Source organism: Pseudomonas peli, assembly GCF_050563605.1.
Lineage (GTDB): Bacteria > Pseudomonadota > Gammaproteobacteria > Pseudomonadales > Pseudomonadaceae > Aquipseudomonas > Aquipseudomonas peli_A.
The window spans coordinates 135,473-155,267 of record NZ_JBNXUH010000007.1; the positions used below are offsets into that span (position 1 = coordinate 135,473).

The following is a 19,795-nucleotide window of genomic DNA, read 5'->3' on the forward strand; positions in this document are numbered from 1 at the left end:
TGCCCTGCGTAATGTTGCGCAAGGAAGATAGCATCATGGCTAATCGCGTTCTGATCATTACCGGCAACACCGACGACGCTGCCACCCTGGAAGAAGTGTTGGAAAGGGCCCAGGACGGCCCGTTTCTGATCGAATGGGTGACCAGCCTGGCGAACGCCCTGCAGCGCCTGGAAACCCACCGCAAAGAGCCTATCGACGCGATCATGGTTGACCTGGACCTGCCGGACAGCCAAGGCCTGGACACCTTCGACCAGCTGTTCGCCGTCGCCTCGAGCATTCCGATCCTCACCCTGACGACCCTGAATGATGACCAGCAAACCTGGGACGCCATCCAGCGCGGCGCCCAGGGCTGCCTGTCCAAGGGCCACTTCAGCAGTTATCTGGTGCCGCAATCGCTGCGCAATATCATCCAGCGCAAGGCCGTGGAAGAAGCGTTGTTTGTCGAAAAAGCCCGTGCCGAGCTGACCCTCAACTCGATCAGTGACGCGGTGATCAGTACCGATCTGCAAGGCAACGTCGACTACCTGAATAACGCCGCCGAACAGATGACCGGCTGGTCACTCGAGGACGCTCTGGGCCTGCCAATCGACGAGGTGATGCACCTGGTCAACGGCAAAACTCGCAAAACAGTGCCCAACCCGATCCTCAAGGCGCTGGAACACGATGAGAGCAAACTGCTGGCGGCCGGCACGATCCTGATCCGCCGTGATGGCAGCGAGGCCGCCATCGAGGACTCCGCCGCGCCGATTCACGACTCGGCCGACCGCCTTAAAGGTGCGGTGATGGTCTTCCACGATATGACAGCGACCCATGCCATGACCGAGAAAATGGCCCACCTGGCGCAGCATGACGCCCTGACCAACCTGCCCAACCGCGCCCTGCTCAATGACCGGATCAATCAGGCAATTGCCCTGGCCGAGCGCAGTGGCAACAGCCTGGCATTGCTGTTTCTCGATTTGGACAACTTCAAGCAGATCAACGACTCACTCGGCCATGGCATCGGCGACCAGCTATTGCAAGCGGTAGCGCTGCGCCTGAGCGACTGCGTACGCAGTTCCGACACGGTCAGTCGTTTAGGCGGCGACGAATTTGTTGTGCTGCTGAGCGAAAGCCAATCGGCCGAAGATGCCGCGCGCACCGCCGAAAAAATCCTCAGCGCCCTGGCCGCAACCTACAGCATTGGCGAGCAACAGCTGCATATCACCTCGAGCATCGGTATCAGCATCTACCCCAACGACGCCAAGGATGCGGAAAGTCTGATCAAGAATGCCGACACGGCGATGTACCAGGCCAAGGAAGAAGGCCGCAACAACTACCAGTTCTTCCATCAGGAGATGAATGTTCACGCGGTCGAGCGCCAGTTGATCGAAGCGCACCTGCGCACGGCCATGGAGAACAACGAATTCACCCTTCACTACCAGCCGAAGATCGACCTGCACAGCGGCAGAATCACCAGCGCCGAAGCGCTGATCCGCTGGCAGCACCCGGCCTGGGGCATGGTCCTGCCAGCGCGTTTTATTCCGGTGGCCGAGGCTTGCGGCCTGATCATCCCCCTAGGCCGCTGGGTGCTGCTGCAAGCCTGCGGCCAGGCCAAGCGCTGGGAGAACTGCGGCTATGTCCTGGATTCGATTGCGGTGAACATTTCAGCCCTGGAGTTCCGCCGCAAGGACTTTGTCGACAGCGTGGAAAGCGCCCTGAGAGTCACCGGCCTTAACCCCAACAACCTGCAACTGGAGATCACCGAAAGTGTGTTGATGCGTGACGCCCAGGCCAGCGCCGCGATTCTGCAACAGCTCAAGACCCTCGGCGTGCAAGTGGCAGTGGACGACTTTGGCACCGGCTACTCCAGCCTCAGCTACCTCAACCAGTTCCCCATCGATGTGCTGAAAATTGATCAGTCCTTTGTTCAGGACATTCACAGTAGCAACGGCATTATCGTTAGCGCGGTAATTGCCATGGGCAACAGCCTGAAACAACGGGTGATAGCCGAAGGTATCGAGGAAGCCGCGCAGCTGGAATTTCTGCGCCATCACCACTGCGCCGAAGGCCAGGGCTTTCTATTCAGCCACCCGGTCAGCGCGCACGACTTCGCCAACCTGCTGCGCCTCGGCATCAGCTCGCCGATCAATACGCTGCACCAGGCAACCGGCTCCTGAGCGCTATTCCCGTCGCGTTGCTCAGCGCGACGAAACGGGAACAACCGCAGCGTTAGCAGGCCGTTGAAAAACGTTTCCGAGGCAGCCAGCGCAAGGCAAAAACAGGCGAAAAACGGACTGGGCTCGCACGCGAGTTTACGAGTTGTAAATGAGCATTTTGAGACGCCGCGTCCCGGCCTGTTTTTTAACGCCGCGATGGCAACGCAGGTAGTTTTTCAACAGCCTGCTAGAACTGCGCGAGGTAGTCTGCCTGCAGCACGGCATAGCACTCGCAAGCGGCCTGCTCCAGCCCGGCACGATCCAGGATTTGTATCTCACCCCGGCTGTAGCTGATCAATCCGCGCGTTTGCAATGCTGCGGCGGCAATCGATACGCCACTGCGGCGCACCCCGAGCATATCGGCGAGATACTCATGGGTCAGGTGGAAATGATCGGCATGGGCGCGGTCATGGGTCATCAACAGCCAACGCGCCAGGCGCGGCTCAATTTCATGAAAATGCGTGCAAGCCGCGCTCTGTGACAGTTGCGTCATCACCACATATAGATAGCGCTTGAGCGAGCGCAACAGCGCCGGGCTACTCAGCAGCTCTTGCTTGAACAACTGACTGCTGATGCGCAAGGCACTGCCCGAGCCTTGTACTACCGCACGCATGGGTGCCTGGCCAATGCCCAGGGCGAGGGATGCGCCAAGCATGCCTTCATTGCCGATCAGGCCCATTTCCAGGGGTTGATGGCCATCCAGAGTGGTGACCAACGAGATAAAGCCGCTTAGCGGAAAGTACACATGGCGAATCGGCTGATTGGCCTCCTGCAGCACATTGCCGAAAACCAGGTTCACTGGTTCGCAGCCATTTAGCAGTTGTTTGCGTTGTTTGCTCGGTAGCCCTTCGATCAAACGACTGAGAATTTGCAGCGGTGCTTTAACAGACATTCACTTGTCCCGAGCACGACGCTTGCCAAAAAATGGCACGACAACGGTGCTTGACGCTCTCGCCGCTGCAGTCTGCCCTAGGTAGCGGCAAAGCTCTGTGCGCTGCGGCACTCAGGCCAAGCCATTAAATGGCTAACCGCGCGCGCAACAGGTTATTACGCCAGTTGCGCCACTTTATAAGGAAGCAGGCGGTCGGTTTCGCACTTGACTACCGCGTAACACTCGCAGCTCAGGCTCTCAAGCTTCTCGCGATCGAGCACGGTGATCAGCCCGCGGCTGTAATCGATCACGCCCTGGCGATGCAGCTTGCCAGCGGCTTCGGTGACGCCCTCGCGGCGCACGCCGAGCATATTGGCGATCAGTTCCTGGGTCATGGCCAGCTTGCTGCCGGACAACCGATCAAGCGACAGCAGCAGCCAGCGGCACAGTTGCTGATCAATCGAATGGTGACGGTTGCACACTGCCGTCTGCGACATCTGGGTGATCAGCGCCTGGCTGTAGCGCAGCATCAGCTGCAGCATGTCGCCATGCCGGTTGAACTCTTCTTTAAAGCGTTTGCCAAGCACGCGATAGGCGCTGCCGGCACTTTGCACAATGGCGCGACTGGTGGTGCTTTCACCGCCCATAAACAGCGCCACGCCAATCACCCCGTCATTCCCCACCACGGAAATTTCCGCCGACGCACCGCTTTCCATTACATACAGCAGGGACACAATCGAGTCGGTGGGGAAATACACATGCCGCAGGGTGTCGCCCGATTCGTAGAGCACCATACCCAATGGCATATCCACCAATTCGAGGTGCGGTAGAAGGCGTTCCAGCACATCGCTGGACAATGCGGCCAGCAGGTGGTTTTGCACGGGATTAGGGGCTGCGGACATCACTGTCTCCGGTATTCTTAGGCCTGTTGGCGATAAATGTGCGCTCGCTACAGAGCCTGAACTGCACATGCCAGCATAAGCCAATCTGTGTTTTTATCTGTACGGTAACGTACAGACAGTCTCCTGCAGGCCAGTTATAAGAGAGTGCAAACTGGCTACCGTGCAGCCCGACAAAAAGCGCACGAATGCAGCGTTTGCGGCCATTTCAGGCTATCCTGGCCGGCCTTTTTGCGCCGCAGGATGACCCCAATGAAAGCCCAGCTTGAAGAACTGATCAGCAAAATAAGCTCGGGCTGCATGCTGCCGGAAGAAGTCGCGCGCATCGCCGATGAGGCCGCCCAGGCCTACGCCGACCCGCAGGCGTTTCTCGCCGCCAACCCGGATATCAATTTCGACGACAGCTTCCCAATTCCGCTAGGCGAATGGGTGGTGGTCGGCAGCCTGCCGGAAACCGTTTTGTTCCAGGCTGATAGTTATGATGCGCTGTTTCAGCAGATCGTCGAATCGTTCGGACCAGAGGTGAGCTTTGTGCTCAAAGCCAAGCAACTGGCCAAGGTCGAGCCGCTGAAAGCGCTGAATCGCATCCAGGTGCAACTCGCCAGCCTCAGCCCGGAAACCAAGGGTTATGTATTGCTGGATTTCAGCGAGCCACTGGATGACGAGCTGCAAGCCGTGCTGGTGTACAGCAGCGACTTGGCGCGGGTGATGGAGCTGGCAGTGGAAGTCGGCATCTACGCCGCGCCGGCTTATGAAGCGCTAAAAGCCGCGCAAGAAGCCGAGTAAAACGAGAAGTAAGCCAGGCCAACGGCCTGGCGATCAGGAATGCTTGCGGCGCAACTCCGCCAGCTTGGCGGCCAAGGCATCCAGCTCGGCGCTCTGCCCGGGCGGCAGTTGGCGTAGCACAGCCTGGCTCAGGCGCATCTGACGGATAAACCGCCGGCAGTGCTGACACATTGCCAGGTGCAGACGCACCGACATGCGCCTGCGCAGGCCCAGCTGACCATCAAGAAATTCGCTGGAGTGGGCCACCAACTCCTTACAACTCAACATTGGCCGGTCTCCTCAAAATGCTCCAGGGTGGCGAATACCTTGAGACGCGCGCGGTGCAGCAGCACCCGCACATTGGAGAGCGAGACCTGCAAAAGATTACAGATCTCCTCCAATTCCAGCCCTTCGCGCTCACGCAGATGCAACACGCTGCCCTGCAGTTCAGACAGGCTGGCGAGGGTTTTCTCCAGGCATTCACGCAACTCGTCCTCGGTCAGCAACGCTTCCGGGGAGTCGTGATGCCAGGCATGCGGCGCCAGCAGCCAATGGCCATCTGAGCTGAAGCGCTCATCGCCAATGCTGCCGTGGGGCGAGGGGATATCGTCGAGTAGCACTTCGCGGCGATTGCCCTTGAGGCGGGTTTTCGCGGTGTTGGCGGTGATGGTCAGCAGCCAAGTCTTCAAGCTGGAACGCGCCTGAAAACCATCGAGGCTGCGCACCACAGCCAGCCAGGCGTCCTGCACCACTTCATCGGCATTGCGGCTGCCGACAATGGCAAAGGCCACCGCGCGCATCGCCCCCTGATAGGTAGCGACCAGCTCGCGATAGGCCTTCTGTTCACCCGCCCGCAGGCGAGTCAGCAACGCCTGATCGGCCGGGTAATCCATTAGTGCTTACGCAGAATCACGCTACCAATCGAATAACCGGCGCCGAACGAGCTGAGCACGCCCAGGGCGCCGCTCGGCAGGTCTTCCTGGTATTTGTGCAGGGCGATTACCGAGCCGGCCGAGCTGGTGTTGGCGTAGGTGTCGAGAATTACCGGCGCTTCGCCTGGCTCGGCATCACGGCCCAGCAGCTTGCGAGCGATCAGCAGGTTCATATTGAGGTTGGCCTGATGCAGCCAGAAGCGCTTCACGTCGCCGACATTCAGCTTGTTCTCCGCCAGGTGCGCGGCAATCAGCTCGGCGACCATCGGGCAGACATCCTTGAACACCTTGCGGCCTTCCTGGACGAACAGCTTGTCGCGGGCACCAACGCCCTCTTCCGCACAGCGGTTGAGAAAGCCGAAGTTGTTGCGGATGTTGTTGCTGAACTGGGTGATCAGCTTGGTGCCGACGATATCGAACTGATAGTTCGAGGTGGCCTGGTCGGCGCGCTCGATGATTACCGCGGTGGCGGCGTCACCGAAGATAAAGTGGCTGTCGCGGTCACGGAAGTTCAGGTGGCCGGTGCAGATTTCCGGGTTGACCATCAGGATCGCGCGGGCCTGGCCCAGTTGCACGCTGTTGGCCGCAGCCTGGATGCCGAAGGTGGCCGAGGAACAGGCGACGTTCATGTCATAGCCGAAACCCTGAATGCCCAGCGCGGCCTGCACTTCAATCGCCACGGCCGGGTAGGCACGCTGCAGGTTGGAACAGGCAACGATCACCCCATCGATATCGGCGGCTGTTTTGCCGGCGCGGGCCATGGCGTCCTTGGCGGCGCCTACGGCCATTTCGCAGAGGATGCCCCACTCGTCATTGCTGCGTTCTGGAATGCGTGGCGCCATGCGCTTGGGGTCGAGGATGCCGGCCTTGTCCATGACAAAGCGGCTCTTGATGCCCGAAGCTTTTTCAATAAAGCCGCTGCTCGATTCGCTCAGCGCTTCGACTTCCCCACTGGCGATGGCTGCCGCGTTTTCGGCATTGAACAGCTGGACAAAGGCGTTGAACGACTCGACCAACTCATCGTTGGAAATACTGTTTGCCGGGGTATAGAGGCCGGTACCACTGATCACGACGTTATGCACAGTCATTCCTCTTGTTCTTCGCCGCAGGCAGCGGCCAGTTATGCAATACGCCCAGGGCAGGCTAGGCCATGGGCAAAAAAACGGCTGACAGGCTCAGCAAACTCGATCCATGAAACGTCCTGTTACGAGCCACGGAGTTTGCCACAGCCTGGGGGTCTTCGTCCGCTCAGCACGTCAGGACAACTGCAACAAGCTGTCGCCTATTGAGGCAAAGATGCTCACAACGTGGCGCAAGACACATCCCGCCAGGCCCCGCGAGCCGGCGCTTGAACGGCCTCACCCGTCCGGGTGATAGATGATTGTCGGACAATCTATATGCTCGCCTTTCCCTAATAACAAGAAAGGTTTCCGTCATGCGCAAGCTGCTTCTATTGCTGGTGCTGAGTTTTGCCCCCTTGAGCCAGGCCGCCGTGGGCGTGTTCCCCGACAGCACCTTCCAGAATCTCGACCACGGCCTGTACTGGTTCGGTTACGGCGACAGCTGGCAGAAGGCCGTGCCCGGCCAGAGCAACGCCTATTACGTGGCCAGCAAACCGACCCTGATCTATATCCACGGCTGGCAGAACGGCGCCACCCAGAAGAAGAACCGCGAAACCTTCAACCGCAAGGATGCCGGCGGCCCAGACCTGGATCTGGCCCACGCCTGGCTCGCCGCCGGTTACAACGTCGGCGTGCTGTACTGGAACCAGTTCGCCGATGAAGGCGAAGTGAAGGATGCCGAAGCCAAGATCTGGACCGCCAGCGGCCCGCGCGCCATGCGCTGGCGCAACAGTAGCGGCGTTTACGCCACCGGCCCAAGCCAATCGGCCAGCGACCTGCTGTTCAACAGCTACAAAGCCAACCTCGCCGGCTACAGCGGCAGCAATATCCGTATTGCCGGGCACTCACTGGGCAACCAGATGGCCATCGTCCTGACCAAGAAGATCAGCGATGCGGTAACTGCCGGCACGGTTAACAGCAAGCTGCTGCCCAAGCGCGTCGCTCTGCTCGATCCCTTCTACTCCAACAACGCGAAAAGCTTCCTGGGCAACAAGTGGGTCGGCGAAGTGTGCCGTACCTATGTCAGCGAGCTGAAAACCAAGGGCGTGATCTTCGAGGTCTACCGCACCTCCGGGGCCAGCAGCACCGGCTTTATCGGTGACAGCAACACCGGGCTGATGAACATGACCGCCTTCAGCGAGCTGAAGCCTTGGTACTTCGGCGCCACGCAATTGACCGAGAAGCACAACGCAGCCGTGTGGCACTACCTGTGGTCATTCAGCAGCAACCCACCGTTGATTACCGGCACCAGCAACCAGGCCGCTTCGGCGAAAACCAGTGACAGCCGCATCACCACCTTGATGAATGGCAGCAAGAAACTGGTGCACGACCAGGGTGCCTACACCAAGGAACCGTCCGACGATAACTTCAAGGAAGCCAACCGCTGATAGCGCCGGTCCTGCCTTCGCGGGCAGGACCGCTGCATCTGCATATCCGCCCTGCGACTTTAAGGCAGCTTGACTATCCAGTCACAGCATGAAAAAACAGAGGCACGCAGGCTCTGTCCTGCACTCTCCCGCTTCTGGATACCTGCTTTATGGCGCTGCATACCTGGCTGATCTTTCTTACCGCAGTATTGGGCCTGTCGCTGACGCCTGGCCCCAACGGCCTGCTCGCGCTTAGCCATGGCGCCTTGTACGGCCATCGCAAAACCCTGTTTACCGTCAGCGGCGGAGTGCTTGGTTTTACCCTGCTGATGGGCTTGTCGATGCTCGGTATCGGCACCTTGCTGCAAGCCTCGGCACAGGCCCTGACCATTCTCAAATGGCTTGGCGGTGCCTACCTGATCTGGCTCGGCATTCAGCTCTGGCGCGCGCCGCCCTTGCACCTCGCAATGGCCGAGAAGGCAACAGAGACCAGCGCTTTCAAGCTGTTTCGCCAAGGCCTGCTGTCGGCGCTGTCGAATCCCAAGGTGATCCTGTTTTTCGGCGCGTTTCTGCCGCAGTTTCTCGACCCGCGCGGCGACCTCTGGCTGCAGTTCGCCATCATGGCGCTGACCTTTGCGGTGGTCGAAGGCAGCGTCGAATACCTGCTGGCACGCATGGCCCACCGCGTTCGCCCCTGGTTGCAACGCACTGGCAAAGGCTTCAACCGTTGCTGCGGCGGAATGTTTGCACTGATGGGCGCAGCCCTGCCGATGACCCGCTGAACCGCCTAAAGCGCAAAGGATCTATCCTGGTGCACAAGCTGTTGCCTGCCCTGCTGTTGCTCACCCTGAGCTGCGCATCACTCGCCACCGAACGGGCGCTGCGCTTCTCGATCAACGACAGCTGGGCCATGCCCATGGTGCGTATAGAAGACGGCAAGGCAGTGGAAGGCATTCTGGTCGACCTGCAACAGCGCATGGCCGCCAAGGTTGGGCGCAAAGCCGAGCTGGTGGTAATGCCGCGCATGCGCGTGCAGCACGCGCTGGATACCGGCGACATCGATGTGCGCTGCTACGTCAGCCCGAACTGGGTCAACAGCGGCCACTATCGCTATATCTGGAGCCTGCCCTTTATGACTCAGCGTGATGTGCTGACAGGCGTTAATCCCGAGAACCTGGAACCTGAACAACTGCTCAATGTGCGCCTGGGTACCGTACTGGGCTTCACCTACCCGCGCCTGGAACCGCTGTTCGCCAGTGGGCAGATCCAGCGTGAGGACGCCCGCACCCAGGATCAGGTGCTGCTCAAACTAAGCGCCCGGCGCTACCGCTACGCCATCAGCAACGAACTCTCGCTGCAATGGTTCAATCGCCACCAAGCAGCCGGGCAAAAGCTGCACAACCTCAGCGAAGTAGCCTCCGACCCGATTGCCTGCATCGTCCGCGACGCCCCGGATGTCCCGACCATGGCCCTGCTGAGCGCCATGGTGCAGATGAAACAGGCTGGCGAATTCGACGAAATGCTTGCTCGGTATCGCTGAAGCGCCAAGTGCTTAGCGTGGTAAAGCCAGGTACTCCAGCACTTGCTCGACACGCTGGGAGAGCGAACCACTTAGCAGCGTGTAGGCCCAACCTCGACGCTGCAACTCATCCTCGTACCAGCAGTTCTGCCGATGACGGAATGACTCGCCCTGTCGCGTACCATCCTGAACGAAGGGAAAATCGTCGGCGCAGAGAAACAGATGCGCATAGCGGCGCTCTGCCAGACATTCCAACTCTGCCTCAGCCGCGCCAAACAGTTCGCGAGAATAAAAGAGAGTGGTCAACGGCGTGGTATCACAGACCAAATAACGTCGACATTGTGCAGCCAACGCATGCTCACGCGCGACCTGGCTACGACCGATATGCAGCAGGTCGTCGTAGGCCAGATCGCCACCGCGAATCTCCCACAGTTCACGGCCGAATTCTGCGGCATAAAGGGTCTGCAGAGACTCAGCCAGGGCCTGGGCGAGACTGCTTTTGCCGGTTGACTCGCCGCCTAACAGGCCAATGCGCTCGACAAAATCGCCGTACACCTCAGGCGCCAGATAATCGCGTAAGCCGTGCACATCGGCGCGCAGACGCGAGGCCGAGATCGGCACCCGCTGGCGCGCTCGGTCCAGTTCCACATGCCGGACTGGGCGACCAAAACAACTTGCCAGGTGCGCGGCAAAACCATCGCCATAAGCCTCGCTGGTAAATACCGCCTCAACCGGCTCGCGCAGCACCTGCAAGCAAAAATCGGCCACGAACTGACGCTGATGCGCCTCAGATTCATTGTTGTACGGCAAAGACGGCAGCTGCAGCCCCTCACTCTGCCAGCCCGCCACCCGTTCAGGCGTCACGACCCAACAGGGCAAGTCAGGAAAACGCACATGCAACCAGCGCGCGCGGCGATCGGCAGCACAGCCGTCGAACTCCGGCAGCGACCAACTAAGCAGATAGAGGCGCTCGCACTGCGCCTGTGCCTGCTGAATCAGCCACTCATGGCCCAGATGCAGAGGCGCGAACTTGCCCACCACCAGCCCACTGGCAAACGCCTTGGCCATACTCAGGCTCGCTGCCCGGCAGCGGCGACTGAAGAATCCAGCGCGGACAACTCACGCCGCCAGCGATACAAGCCATACCAGGCGTTACACCAGAACAGGCCATAGATAAAGGCCGTCAGATACAGTTCACGAGAGGCGAACAACGGCACAGCAAGGCTGTTGACCAATAGCCAGCAGTACCAGTTTTCCAGTTTGCGGCGCATTAACAGCAACTGCGCCAGCACGCTGAACGTCAGTACCAGAGAGTCGATAAAGGGCGCATAGGCATTGGTGAAATGATGCAGCAGCGCTCCATAGCCCAGCGCAACCAGTAGCGCGATCAACATGGCCAGCAGCAGCCCATACCAAGGTGTACGCGTGATTGATAAAGCAGCACCGCTCTGCCCATGCAGCCAGCCCCACCAGCCAAGCAGACTGGTAGCGATGAAAAAAACCTGCAGGGTTACATCGGCATATAACTGCACGTCGAAGAACAACCAACCGAACAGCAAACAACCGACCAATCCGACCGACCAGGTGTGGACTGAGTTGCGCGCCGCCAGGAGCACGGCAACCAAGTAAAACAGATTGGCAAATATCTCCAACGATGACGGCATGTACGCATCCTTATGAACATGAACTCAGCCAGCGCAGCCTACCAGCCAGGCCAGCTGTGATCCACGCCACAGCCACCATGGCGGCTCCTGACAAGCAGCTATCATCCGTGATCTGATAGCCACGTTTGCGCGACTTATCTCTATTCCAAAGGACTGGATCATCACCATGCCCCTACTCGCTCTGCTGGTTATCGCCTGCCAAGTCACCTGTGGTCTGCACGTGGTGCGCAGTGGCCAGGAACGCTACTGGATCTACCTGATCATCGCCCTGCCTGGCCTCGGCTGCCTGATCTACTTCCTCGGCATCATGCTGCCCGACCTGCTCAGCAGTCATCGTGGGCGCCGGACCATCAACCGCCTGCACGACAGCATCGACCCCGAGCGCCATCTGCGCGCCCTGCGTGATGAGCTGGAGATTCGTGACACCCGTGACACGCGCGTCAACCTCGCCGATGAACTGTTGCGCATGGGCCAGGCCGAAGAAGCGGCCAAGCACTATCAGATAGCCTTGCGGGGGATTCACAGCGACGCGCCGGATATTCTTCTCGGCTTGGCCAAGGCCCGCTTTGCACACAACGATTTCGCCGGCTGCCGAGAAAGCCTCGAGCAGTTGATCAACAAAAATCCAGATTTCCGTTCAGCCGACGGTCACTTGCTCTATGCGCGCACGCTCGAAGCCTTGGGCGAAACCCTCAAGGCTGAAGAGGAATACCAAGCGCTGAGTAGTTACTACGCAGGCCCCGAAGCCGCCTATCGCTACGCTTTACTGCTACGCAGCCTGGGCCGCCAACGTGAAGCGCGTGAAATGCAGCAACAGATCCAGACCTACGCTCGCCGCGCTGCCAGGCACTACCGCACATTGCATAAGGAATGGCTGGAGCTCAGCCAGCAGGAACTGCGCAGTCTGCAACAGGACTGACAACTCAAACCGCTTGCGTAACCTTGAGTACCAGACGAATGCCGCGCAGCCCCTGCTCGCGCTCACGCTGCAAGGCATAACTGGCCAGGTCGGCCATGGCCCGACGGTGCACATAGGCCAGGCTGTCGATCAGCGTGGCGCTGTTGCGCAGGAATTCGACCGGCTCGCCGGCCTGGGCATTCAGCCGTGGACAGCGCAGGCGCAGATAACCGCCCAGAGTGCTGCCATCGAGCACGGTCTGTGGAATCTGATCCGCCGCTTTGAGCAAGCGCAGAGCCAGATCCTGATAGCGCGACAAGGCGTCCTGGCTCAAGCGCTCAGTCAGGCTGTCGGGAGTCTGCTGATGCCAATCCAGCAAGCGTTCGGCCAGCTCACGGGCCTCCAGCAGGCGCGCATAGTCGACATACAGCTTGCTCAAATGCAGCGCCAGACGTGCTGTTTCACGCAGCGCCGTGGTTGCGCCCGCCAGGCTCAGTTCCAGGCGGCGCCGGTATAACGAAGCGGCCTGAAGCAACTGCAGCTGCGCTGGGGTCTTACCGGCGTCAATCTGCTGATACAACGGCAGGTGCTTGCTGGCATCAAATGCCTCGCTTTCACTAAGCCGCGAATTCACGCCATTGCGCTGCAACTCGCCGCACCAGGCCAGCGCCACACGCTGGTCTTCCTGCGCTTCAGCCTGAGTCCAGGCCTGAGTAATTTCCGGAGACAGGCGCCGCAATTCGTCAATCACGGCCTGCCAGCCCAGTGTGGCATGGGCCGCCTGAACCGGCTGGTGCAGCGCCAGCCAGGGCAGATTGCGCCATTGCCGACCTGTCCACTCCCAGAGCTGATCAAGCGCCTCTTCACGCTGGGCGCTGATCTGGAAGATCTGCTGGCTGTCCTGTAACTGCTGCTCGTCATACTCCAGGCCCAGCTCCGCGTAGTAAGCCTCGGTGACACTCTTACAATGCTCGGAGAAGTGCTCGAACAGAACTGCCGCCGGGCGGGCGTCATGCAAGTAGCCGGGCGCCTGCAGGGCTTCACTGTGCTGGATACGCGCCAGATCGGCAGGGTGCGTGTGCCAGTAGCGGGTACTGCCCTCTTCGAGGCTCTGCTCCATCTGCTGCCGAGTGGCCTGGCTCATGCTGGAGGTCTTCTCGGCAGTGGCGTGCGGCATATCGCGCAGCAGTCGACGCTCGCGCCAGGTACGGGAATTCTGCTGATCCACTTCACGCCAGGCCCAGGACAACGCACGCAGTTGCAAGGCACTGCCACGAAACGCCGCACTCCCGGCCAGCAAACTCTCGTACCGATCGGCGTCGAACTCCATCTGCCGCGACAGCGAGCGGGACAGGCGAAAGCTCAGCCAGAAACAGCCACGCATCAGCAGCCGCGACAACTCGATACCTTGCTGTGCCACCCAGATTGCCAGCTGCAGAATCCACCAGGGATCGTTTTCCAGCCACTCCTGCAGGCGATCATCCCAAGGGTCGCGGCTATTGCTGCGCATTTCCAGCCAGGCATTGACCGAGTTGACCAGGAAGTTACAGCGCATGCCCAGACGCTGAGCAAAGTGGCCAAGCTCGTGCCCCAGTACGCCGACAAACTGCTGCACGCTCATCCCGGCAACCAGTGGCATGCCTATGGTCAGCACCTTGCGGCCAGAGAAGAATCCGCTCCAGCCATTCTCGAAATGCACGCTGGCATTCACTTCATTGGACAGTTGCACCGCCACCGGTGGGCGCAGGCCAATCGCCTGACACAACTGGTTGATCACCAGCTGCAAACGCGGTTCGCAGGCCAGGTCCAGTTCCAGCGGTTCATCACCACGCTGGCTAGGTAGAAAGAATGGCCGAGCCATAAACAGCAGCAGAATGCCGCCGCTGATTGCGGGTACGCCATAGATGCAAAGCAGCAACCAGATATTGCGCAAGCCACCCAGGTATTCGTGAATATGCATCAGGTACCAGGCAAGCCCCACGCCCAGGCCAATCACCAACCCCGCATAAAGCGTCGGCACCAAGAGGCAGCAAAGCGTGACCAGAAACAGCTGCAAGGCGTAGGCCGGGCTGGGCCGGGCGCGCTTAAGCCCCTTCTGGGCTAACTCCTGCAAAACCGTCAGAGGGTCGACCGCCGCAGGCGCAGCAACTTCCTCGACCGAGACAGCCAGGCCCGCCTGCTGCAACCGACTGCACCAGCGCTCGGCACTGGGCCGATCCAGACCACTTTTGACCACCCGCCGTGCCGGCGGCAGCAAGGCCTTCACCTGGGCCTCAGAGAACTTAAGCTGCGTCTGTAGATGCTGAGCAATCTGCTCAGGCGTATACCCAGGCAAGGCCCGGCCACTCAGCACAACACGGAACGACACGGCGATCCCTCGCTACAAATTTAAATTGGCGGGCAGCTTAACAAAGTGTTCAGCGCCCGCAGTACGTCACGCACAGCTCAAACCACCGGCAGCTGCCCAGCCTGTGAAGCAGTTGTAATCTCATCTAAAGCTGTAACTTCCGGCAACCCATTCCAGACCTGCAACGGTCGTTCGGCACCGGCCAGCAGCCAGCCACTTCGCCCACCCACCAGGGTGCTGACCGCATGCGCACGGCCAAATGGATTGTGCCGCGCCAGCAACAGCACGCTGTCACGTAGCCAGGCCAGACTGCGGCTGTGGGATTGGAACAGTGGGGTGAGCAAGCGGCTGGCTTGGCGGTAATAACGCAGGTGATCACGCCGGCTGCTGGCATAGGCGGCGAATACTGCTGACCAGTCGCAGTCCGTCAGTGTGCTCTGTGCGGTAACGGCTGCGGATAAAGCAGCCGCATCCACCAGGGCCATATTCGCGCCCTGGCCCAGTTGCGGGCTCATGGCGTGGGCGCAGTCGCCGATAGCGATCACCCGGCCATCGTGCCATTGCTGCATGCGCACATCGGCATACACCGCCTGGCTCAGTTGCTCGGGGCGTTCGATCAACTCAATAAAGGGCTCGGCCGCGCTGCCGGCCAGTTGCCGTACCTGAGTTTTCCAGGCTGCCAGCCCGCCCTCACGCCAGGCCGTAAACTGCGCCACCGGCAGGCTCCAGAACAGGCTGCTCAGGGCCTGCTCGCGGTTCAGGTGGGTACGCCCGGTGGGCATGATGCCGAACATCTGTGCGCAGTCCCGATACCACTGGCGCAGGTCCGTGGCATCCGGTGCGTTTGGCGACGAAACCGGAGTCGGCACAATGCTCCACAGCGCGCCCCAGGGGTAAGGCTGCAGCCACTGTTTGACCTGCATCTGCCCGCGCAGGGCCGAGCGCACGCCATCGGCCAGCACCAGCGCGGCGAACTCGCCGAATGGCTGCTCGACGCCCTGTTCGTCCTGGCGATACAGCTGCACATGGCTGCTGTGCTGGCTGAAGCGACAGATATGCACACCGGTTTCAATCTGCACCCCAGCTTGCCGCGCCGCGTTGAGCAAAGCCGTGAGCAATACGCTGCGGTGAATGCCCATACCGAAACTGCCGGGTTGCCAATGCGCGTAACGGGTATCGAGAATCACCCGGCCATTGGCCGAGGTGCCGTACAGGCGGCTGACCGCCGCGCCCAAACCGCTGCACTCGGCAAACAACCCCAGTTGCTGCAACACCGCCAGCCCCGAGGGCTGCAACAACACCCCGGCACCGACCGGCTGCAGCTCCGCTACGCGCTCCAGCAGACGCACGCTGAAACCCTGGCGGACGAGAAATAGCGCCGTGGCCAACCCCGCCGTACCGGCCCCAACAATGGCAATCGGCAATCCCTTCACGACCCGTCTCCGTTAATTAACCGAGCGGATTCTACCCTTGCCACTTACCCGCGCCGCCAGACGTAGCAATAGATTGCCGCCAGTCTGAGCGCCAGCGCACATCAGCGCTTCACAGAAACATGCCGCCAGACGCCTCAATCCGCTGCCCGGTGATCCAGCGGCCGCCGTCGCTTAGCAGCATGGCAATCGCGCCGCCGATATCGTCCGGCAGGCCGACCCGGCCCAGGGCCGTGTTGGCGGCGATAAAGGCGTTGACCTGGCTGTTGTCGCGCACCACGCCACCGCCAAAGTCAGTCTCGATAGCGCCTGGAGCCAGCACGTTGACGCTGATACCGCGCGGCCCCAGCTCCTTGGCCAGATAGCGCGTCCACACCTCGATGCCGCCCTTCATCGCCGCATAGGCGGCATAACCCGGCAGGCTGAAACGCGCCAGACCGGTGGAGATATTGACGATGCGGCCCTGCTCAGCGAGCAGCGGCAGCAGTTGCTGAGTGAGGAAGAACGGCCCCTTGAGCTGGATATTCACCAGTTGATCGAACTGCGCCTCGCTGGTTTCGGCAAAGCTGGCGTGGATGCCGATACCGGCATTGTTGATCAGAAAATCGAAATCACTGCGGCCAAAAGTGCCCTGCAACCCAGCCGCCACTGCTGCGGCAAACGCGGCAAAGCTGCTGCTCTGGCTGACATCCAGCTGCAGCATCAGTGCACGCGCGCCGAGTTGTTCGATCTCGGCTGCCAGGCTCTGCGCATCAGCCGCCTGGCTGTGGTAGGTGCCGATGATGTCGATGCCCTGCGCCGCCAGATGCAGGGCGGTGTTGCGCCCCAGGCCGCGGCTTGCGCCAGTGATCAGTGCGATTTTACGGGTCATATGCGTGCTCCCTTTAGTTGACTAGCAGTGCAGTGGTTGAATCAGTGAGCACAGGTTATTGCTCGCTTTAAGCTGGATAAACTCAGCAAAATTGAAAACACTGATCATCAATCACGAACAATTTAGCGGAGCTGCTGCCCATGAATACCCTGGAACTGCTGCGCACCTTTGTCCGCGTCAGTGAGCTGGCCAGTTTTACCCAGGCCGCCGACAGCCTTGGGTTGCCCAGGTCGAGCGTGTCGCAGCAGGTGCAAAGCCTGGAAGCCTTGCTCGGCACGCGTCTGCTACACCGCACCACACGCAAGGTACAACCGACTCAGGATGGCCTGGTGCTGTATGAACGCAGCAAGGACATGCTGGCCAATATGGATGAACTGGAGGGCCTGTTCCGCCAGGACGGCGCGCAGCTTAGCGGCCGCCTGCGCATCGACATGCCCACTGGCCTGGCGCGACGTCTGGTGGCACCGCGTCTGGGGGAATTTACTGCGCTGCACCCAGGTATCGAACTGGAGATCAGCAGCAGTGATCGGCGCGTTGACCTGGTGCGTGAAGGCTTCGACTGCGTGCTGCGCATCGGCGTGGTCAACGAGCCCAACCTGATCGTACGACCGCTCGGCCAATTGCCCATGGTCAACTGCGCCAGCGGCGCCTACCTGGCACGCTACGGAACGCCGCAGAGCCTTGATGACCTGGCTCAGCATCGGCTGATCCATTACGTGCCGGTGCTCGGCAGTCGCTCAAGCGGTTTCGAATATTTGGCCGGCGGCGTACTGCAGCAGCTGCCGATGGCGGGGAATGTCACGGTGAATAACGTCGATGCCTATGAAGGCGCGTGCCTGGGAGGCCTGGGAATTATTCAGGCGCCGCTGATCGGGGTCAGCGAGCTGCTGGCCAGCGGGCATCTGCACAGTTTGTTGCCAGACTACTTGCCGCCGCCCATGCCGATCAGCCTGCTCTTCGCCCAGCGCCGTCATCAGCCGCAGCGGGTGCGGGCATTTATGCAGTGGCTGGAAGCGTTGCTGAGCGAGCACACCGGCACCTGACTGGCAGGCACCGGCGCGTTGCGAGTTACTGGGTAATCGGCAGGATGTCGAAACCTTTGCGGTTATCGCTGACGATGCGGAAGTTCTGCTGCGAGCCCGGCTCAACCTTCACCGCCAGTTCACGACGCAGACGGCCCATGCCGCACAGAGTGTCGTCCATCTCGTCGATACCGATGCTCAACACCCGCGTGCCGACCGGCACCTGAAAACGCACCTGCTCACCCACGCCAATGCGTGCGGCCACCTTGCGGTCGACCAGAACAGCTACATAGCAACCGCCGCCCATGCCGCCGACATCACGATTGACCTGCAACTCTCCGCCCCGCCCCAGCGGCTCCTGATAACCCAACAAACGGTCCGCCGGCACAGGTTTTACATCCTCTGGCGCGGGCTTCCAGGACGAACAGCCGGCCAACAGCAACAGCGGTAAAACGGCACAAATCAATCGCATGGGAGCCCTCCATGGGCGCAGAAAACAGTAAAGGAAAACCGCAAAACGGCTTGAGTATTGCCCCTGGCGCGGCTGGCCTCAAGTGCAGACTGATGCGCCGCCACAACCAGGCCTTTATCAACCAGCGATGCGCTTGAGCAGACGCGCCTGCAACGCCGCCAGCTCTTCCGGCTCGGCCTTGCCGCCGGCGTGCACGCTGAGCTTCTCGCCGACGTAGCGCGGCACGATATGCATATGAATATGGAACACCGTCTGCCCGGCTGGCGCACCATTAAACTGCGCCACCTGCACCCCAGCTGGCTCCAGCTCGTCGATGATCACCCCAGTCAGCGTCTGCACCACAGCCATCACCTTGCTCAGGCTGTCGCTGTCGATTTCCAGAATATTGCGCGCCGCCGAGCGCTTGGGGATCACCAGGGTATGGCCAAAGGACTGCGGAAACACATCGAGGAAGGCCAGCACATCCTCATCCTCGTAAAGCTTGTAGCAAGGGGCTTCGCCGCGGATGATCTGGGCAAAGATATTCTGGTTGTCGTATTCGCCGTGCAGGCTCATCAGGGTTCTCCAGTGGGCTGGGGTTGAGATGGCCCCAACCATACCGATTTCTGCGCGCGGGGAAAAACCTGCAACCTGACCAAATGGCCAATCACCGTTATCCTGCGCCTTTCGCCACCTTAATCCGGAGCGCCCATGTCAGACCTTTCCGCTTACCCAATTACGCACAAATGGCCCGCCCAGCACCCAGAGCGCCTGCAGCTGTATTCGCTGCCCACGCCCAACGGCGTCAAAGCCTCGATCATGCTGGAAGAGATCGGCCTGGCCTATGAGCCGCACCTGGTCAGCTTCGACACTAACGATCAGCTCAGTGAAGAATTCCTCTCGCTCAACCCCAACAACAAGATCCCGGCGATCCTCGACCCCAATGGGCCAGGCGGCAAACCGCTGGCGCTGTTCGAGTCCGGGGCGATTCTGATCTACCTGGCGGAAAAGACCGGCCAGCTATTGGCCCAGGACGCCGCCACGCGCTATGAAACCCTGCAGTGGCTGATGTGGCAGATGGGCGGCATCGGCCCGATGTTCGGCCAGCTGGGTTTCTTCCATAAATTCGCCGGCAAGGATTACCCGGACAAACGCCCGCGCGACCGCTACATCGCCGAATCCCAGCGCCTGCTCGGGGTACTCGAACAACGCCTGCAAGGCCGCAGCTGGATCATGGGCGAGGACTACAGCATCGCCGATATCGCCGTGTTCCCCTGGGTGCGAAACCTGGTGGGTTTCTACGAGGCCGGCGAGCTGGTGGAGTTCGAGCGCTTCACTAATGTGCAGCGGGTGCTGCAAGCCTTTGTCGCCCGCCCGGCAGTAATCAAGGGCCTGGTCACCCCGGCACGCGGCTAAAATAGACGCCAGCAGCCCAGTCAACGC

Annotated in this window: 20 protein-coding genes; 8 read left to right on the forward strand and 12 right to left on the reverse strand. The window is 60.5% G+C overall.

Features of this window, described 5'->3' with window-relative positions:
• Positions 1-35 precede the first annotated feature (35 nt).
• On the forward strand, positions 36-2,156 hold the full coding sequence (locus tag ACQ4LH_RS10660; RefSeq protein WP_430697142.1) for a putative bifunctional diguanylate cyclase/phosphodiesterase: 2,121 nt from the start codon (positions 36-38) through the stop codon (positions 2,154-2,156).
• Between the two features lie 226 nt (positions 2,157-2,382).
• Here the strand turns inward: ACQ4LH_RS10660 and ACQ4LH_RS10665 are convergent, their stop codons facing one another.
• Both ACQ4LH_RS10665 and ACQ4LH_RS10670 read right to left on the reverse strand, forming a co-directional pair.
• Positions 2,383-3,087 carry a Crp/Fnr family transcriptional regulator gene (locus ACQ4LH_RS10665; RefSeq protein ID WP_430697143.1) on the reverse strand — a complete coding sequence of 235 codons (705 nt, stop codon included), beginning with the start codon at positions 3,085-3,087 and terminating at the stop codon, positions 2,383-2,385.
• A 155-nt stretch (positions 3,088-3,242) separates the two neighbouring features.
• Complete coding sequence (locus ACQ4LH_RS10670) at positions 3,243-3,968, reverse strand: Crp/Fnr family transcriptional regulator (protein ID WP_430697144.1); 726 nt, start codon at positions 3,966-3,968, stop codon at positions 3,243-3,245.
• 249 nt (positions 3,969-4,217) lie between these two features.
• On the opposite strand from ACQ4LH_RS10670, the gene ACQ4LH_RS10675 reads away from it, so the two are divergent.
• A complete protein-coding gene (locus ACQ4LH_RS10675) occupies positions 4,218-4,751 on the forward strand; it encodes a hypothetical protein (RefSeq protein WP_430697145.1) in 534 nt (177 codons plus the stop codon).
• A gap of 33 nt (positions 4,752-4,784) precedes the next feature.
• Here ACQ4LH_RS10675 and ACQ4LH_RS10680 read toward each other — a convergent pair whose 3' ends face one another.
• From ACQ4LH_RS10680 to ACQ4LH_RS10690, 3 genes are read right to left on the reverse strand one after another with little or no spacing between them, the layout of a single operon-like run.
• Entirely contained in the window at positions 4,785-5,018 is a 234-nt protein-coding gene (locus tag ACQ4LH_RS10680) for an anti-sigma factor family protein (RefSeq protein ID WP_430697146.1), read from the reverse strand.
• Positions 5,012-5,623 carry an RNA polymerase sigma factor gene (locus ACQ4LH_RS10685; protein ID WP_282876503.1) on the reverse strand — a complete coding sequence of 204 codons (612 nt, stop codon included), beginning with the start codon at positions 5,621-5,623 and terminating at the stop codon, positions 5,012-5,014. Before ACQ4LH_RS10685 ends, ACQ4LH_RS10680 begins: the two co-directional genes overlap by 7 nt.
• Positions 5,623-6,744 carry a beta-ketoacyl-ACP synthase III gene (locus ACQ4LH_RS10690; protein ID WP_430697261.1) on the reverse strand — a complete coding sequence of 374 codons (1,122 nt, stop codon included), beginning with the start codon at positions 6,742-6,744 and terminating at the stop codon, positions 5,623-5,625. The genes ACQ4LH_RS10685 and ACQ4LH_RS10690 overlap by 1 nt, the downstream gene beginning before the upstream one ends.
• Before the next feature lie 353 nt (positions 6,745-7,097).
• Between ACQ4LH_RS10690 and ACQ4LH_RS10695 the strand changes: the two genes are divergently transcribed.
• From ACQ4LH_RS10695 to ACQ4LH_RS10705, 3 genes are all read left to right on the forward strand, one after another.
• Positions 7,098-8,171 carry a hypothetical protein gene (locus tag ACQ4LH_RS10695; RefSeq protein ID WP_430697147.1) on the forward strand — a complete coding sequence of 358 codons (1,074 nt, stop codon included), beginning with the start codon at positions 7,098-7,100 and terminating at the stop codon, positions 8,169-8,171.
• Between the two features lie 149 nt (positions 8,172-8,320).
• Positions 8,321-8,932, forward strand: a complete 612-nt coding sequence (locus tag ACQ4LH_RS10700; RefSeq protein WP_430697148.1) for a LysE family translocator — start codon at positions 8,321-8,323, stop codon at positions 8,930-8,932.
• Between the two features lie 29 nt (positions 8,933-8,961).
• Positions 8,962-9,690 (forward strand): substrate-binding periplasmic protein, encoded by a 729-nt coding sequence (locus tag ACQ4LH_RS10705; protein WP_430697149.1) that lies wholly within the window; start codon positions 8,962-8,964, stop codon positions 9,688-9,690.
• Between the two features lie 12 nt (positions 9,691-9,702).
• Here the strand turns inward: ACQ4LH_RS10705 and ACQ4LH_RS10710 are convergent, their stop codons facing one another.
• The gene (locus tag ACQ4LH_RS10710; protein WP_430697150.1) at positions 9,703-10,737 is read right to left on the reverse strand and encodes an AAA family ATPase; all 1,035 of its coding nucleotides are present in this window, start codon (positions 10,735-10,737) and stop codon (positions 9,703-9,705) included.
• A gap of 2 nt (positions 10,738-10,739) precedes the next feature.
• A complete protein-coding gene (gene pnuC, locus ACQ4LH_RS10715) occupies positions 10,740-11,333 on the reverse strand; it encodes a nicotinamide riboside transporter PnuC (RefSeq protein WP_430697151.1) in 594 nt (197 codons plus the stop codon).
• Positions 11,334-11,499: 166 nt separating this feature from the next.
• On the opposite strand from pnuC, the gene ACQ4LH_RS10720 reads away from it, so the two are divergent.
• Positions 11,500-12,252 carry a tetratricopeptide repeat protein gene (locus tag ACQ4LH_RS10720; protein WP_430697152.1) on the forward strand — a complete coding sequence of 251 codons (753 nt, stop codon included), beginning with the start codon at positions 11,500-11,502 and terminating at the stop codon, positions 12,250-12,252.
• A gap of 4 nt (positions 12,253-12,256) precedes the next feature.
• On the opposite strand, the gene ACQ4LH_RS10725 is transcribed toward ACQ4LH_RS10720, so the two are convergent.
• The 3 genes from ACQ4LH_RS10725 to ACQ4LH_RS10735 all read right to left on the reverse strand — a co-directional run bounded on the left by ACQ4LH_RS10725 (position 12,257) and on the right by ACQ4LH_RS10735 (position 16,879).
• Positions 12,257-14,599 (reverse strand): M48 family metallopeptidase, encoded by a 2,343-nt coding sequence (locus ACQ4LH_RS10725; RefSeq protein WP_430697153.1) that lies wholly within the window; start codon positions 14,597-14,599, stop codon positions 12,257-12,259.
• 77 nt (positions 14,600-14,676) lie between these two features.
• A complete protein-coding gene (locus ACQ4LH_RS10730; protein WP_430697154.1) occupies positions 14,677-16,011 on the reverse strand; it encodes an FAD-dependent oxidoreductase in 1,335 nt (444 codons plus the stop codon).
• Positions 16,012-16,120: 109 nt separating this feature from the next.
• Complete coding sequence (locus tag ACQ4LH_RS10735) at positions 16,121-16,879, reverse strand: SDR family NAD(P)-dependent oxidoreductase (protein ID WP_430697155.1); 759 nt, start codon at positions 16,877-16,879, stop codon at positions 16,121-16,123.
• Between the two features lie 140 nt (positions 16,880-17,019).
• Between ACQ4LH_RS10735 and ACQ4LH_RS10740 the strand changes: the two genes are divergently transcribed.
• Complete coding sequence (locus ACQ4LH_RS10740; RefSeq protein WP_430697156.1) at positions 17,020-17,922, forward strand: LysR family transcriptional regulator; 903 nt, start codon at positions 17,020-17,022, stop codon at positions 17,920-17,922.
• Positions 17,923-17,947: 25 nt separating this feature from the next.
• On the opposite strand, the gene ACQ4LH_RS10745 is transcribed toward ACQ4LH_RS10740, so the two are convergent.
• Both ACQ4LH_RS10745 and ACQ4LH_RS10750 read right to left on the reverse strand, forming a co-directional pair.
• Complete coding sequence (locus ACQ4LH_RS10745; protein WP_305593614.1) at positions 17,948-18,373, reverse strand: 3-isopropylmalate dehydratase; 426 nt, start codon at positions 18,371-18,373, stop codon at positions 17,948-17,950.
• Between the two features lie 117 nt (positions 18,374-18,490).
• Entirely contained in the window at positions 18,491-18,928 is a 438-nt protein-coding gene (locus ACQ4LH_RS10750) for an HIT family protein (RefSeq protein ID WP_430697158.1), read from the reverse strand.
• A 135-nt stretch (positions 18,929-19,063) separates the two neighbouring features.
• On the opposite strand from ACQ4LH_RS10750, the gene ACQ4LH_RS10755 reads away from it, so the two are divergent.
• The gene (locus tag ACQ4LH_RS10755) at positions 19,064-19,768 is read left to right on the forward strand and encodes a glutathione binding-like protein (protein WP_430697159.1); all 705 of its coding nucleotides are present in this window, start codon (positions 19,064-19,066) and stop codon (positions 19,766-19,768) included.
• Positions 19,769-19,795 lie beyond the last annotated feature (27 nt).

What these genes read in the sequence shown, in the direction of transcription:
- ACQ4LH_RS10745 (WP_305593614.1), bottom strand. Translation starts at nt 18,373, where the DNA reads ATGCGATTGATTTGTGCCGTTTTACCGCTGTTGCTGTTGGCCGGCTGT.
- ACQ4LH_RS10660 (WP_430697142.1), top strand. Translation starts at nt 36, where the DNA reads ATGGCTAATCGCGTTCTGATCATTACCGGCAACACCGACGACGCTGCC.
- ACQ4LH_RS10665 (WP_430697143.1), bottom strand. Translation starts at nt 3,087, where the DNA reads ATGTCTGTTAAAGCACCGCTGCAAATTCTCAGTCGTTTGATCGAAGGG.
- ACQ4LH_RS10740 (WP_430697156.1), top strand. Translation starts at nt 17,020, where the DNA reads ATGAATACCCTGGAACTGCTGCGCACCTTTGTCCGCGTCAGTGAGCTG.
- ACQ4LH_RS10670 (WP_430697144.1), bottom strand. Translation starts at nt 3,968, where the DNA reads ATGTCCGCAGCCCCTAATCCCGTGCAAAACCACCTGCTGGCCGCATTG.
- ACQ4LH_RS10680 (WP_430697146.1), bottom strand. Translation starts at nt 5,018, where the DNA reads ATGTTGAGTTGTAAGGAGTTGGTGGCCCACTCCAGCGAATTTCTTGAT.
- ACQ4LH_RS10695 (WP_430697147.1), top strand. Translation starts at nt 7,098, where the DNA reads ATGCGCAAGCTGCTTCTATTGCTGGTGCTGAGTTTTGCCCCCTTGAGC.
- ACQ4LH_RS10720 (WP_430697152.1), top strand. Translation starts at nt 11,500, where the DNA reads ATGCCCCTACTCGCTCTGCTGGTTATCGCCTGCCAAGTCACCTGTGGT.
- ACQ4LH_RS10750 (WP_430697158.1), bottom strand. Translation starts at nt 18,928, where the DNA reads ATGAGCCTGCACGGCGAATACGACAACCAGAATATCTTTGCCCAGATC.
- ACQ4LH_RS10700 (WP_430697148.1), top strand. Translation starts at nt 8,321, where the DNA reads ATGGCGCTGCATACCTGGCTGATCTTTCTTACCGCAGTATTGGGCCTG.
- ACQ4LH_RS10755 (WP_430697159.1), top strand. Translation starts at nt 19,064, where the DNA reads ATGTCAGACCTTTCCGCTTACCCAATTACGCACAAATGGCCCGCCCAG.
- ACQ4LH_RS10710 (WP_430697150.1), bottom strand. Translation starts at nt 10,737, where the DNA reads ATGGCCAAGGCGTTTGCCAGTGGGCTGGTGGTGGGCAAGTTCGCGCCT.
- ACQ4LH_RS10675 (WP_430697145.1), top strand. Translation starts at nt 4,218, where the DNA reads ATGAAAGCCCAGCTTGAAGAACTGATCAGCAAAATAAGCTCGGGCTGC.
- ACQ4LH_RS10735 (WP_430697155.1), bottom strand. Translation starts at nt 16,879, where the DNA reads ATGACCCGTAAAATCGCACTGATCACTGGCGCAAGCCGCGGCCTGGGG.
- pnuC (WP_430697151.1), bottom strand. Translation starts at nt 11,333, where the DNA reads ATGCCGTCATCGTTGGAGATATTTGCCAATCTGTTTTACTTGGTTGCC.
- ACQ4LH_RS10685 (WP_282876503.1), bottom strand. Translation starts at nt 5,623, where the DNA reads ATGGATTACCCGGCCGATCAGGCGTTGCTGACTCGCCTGCGGGCGGGT.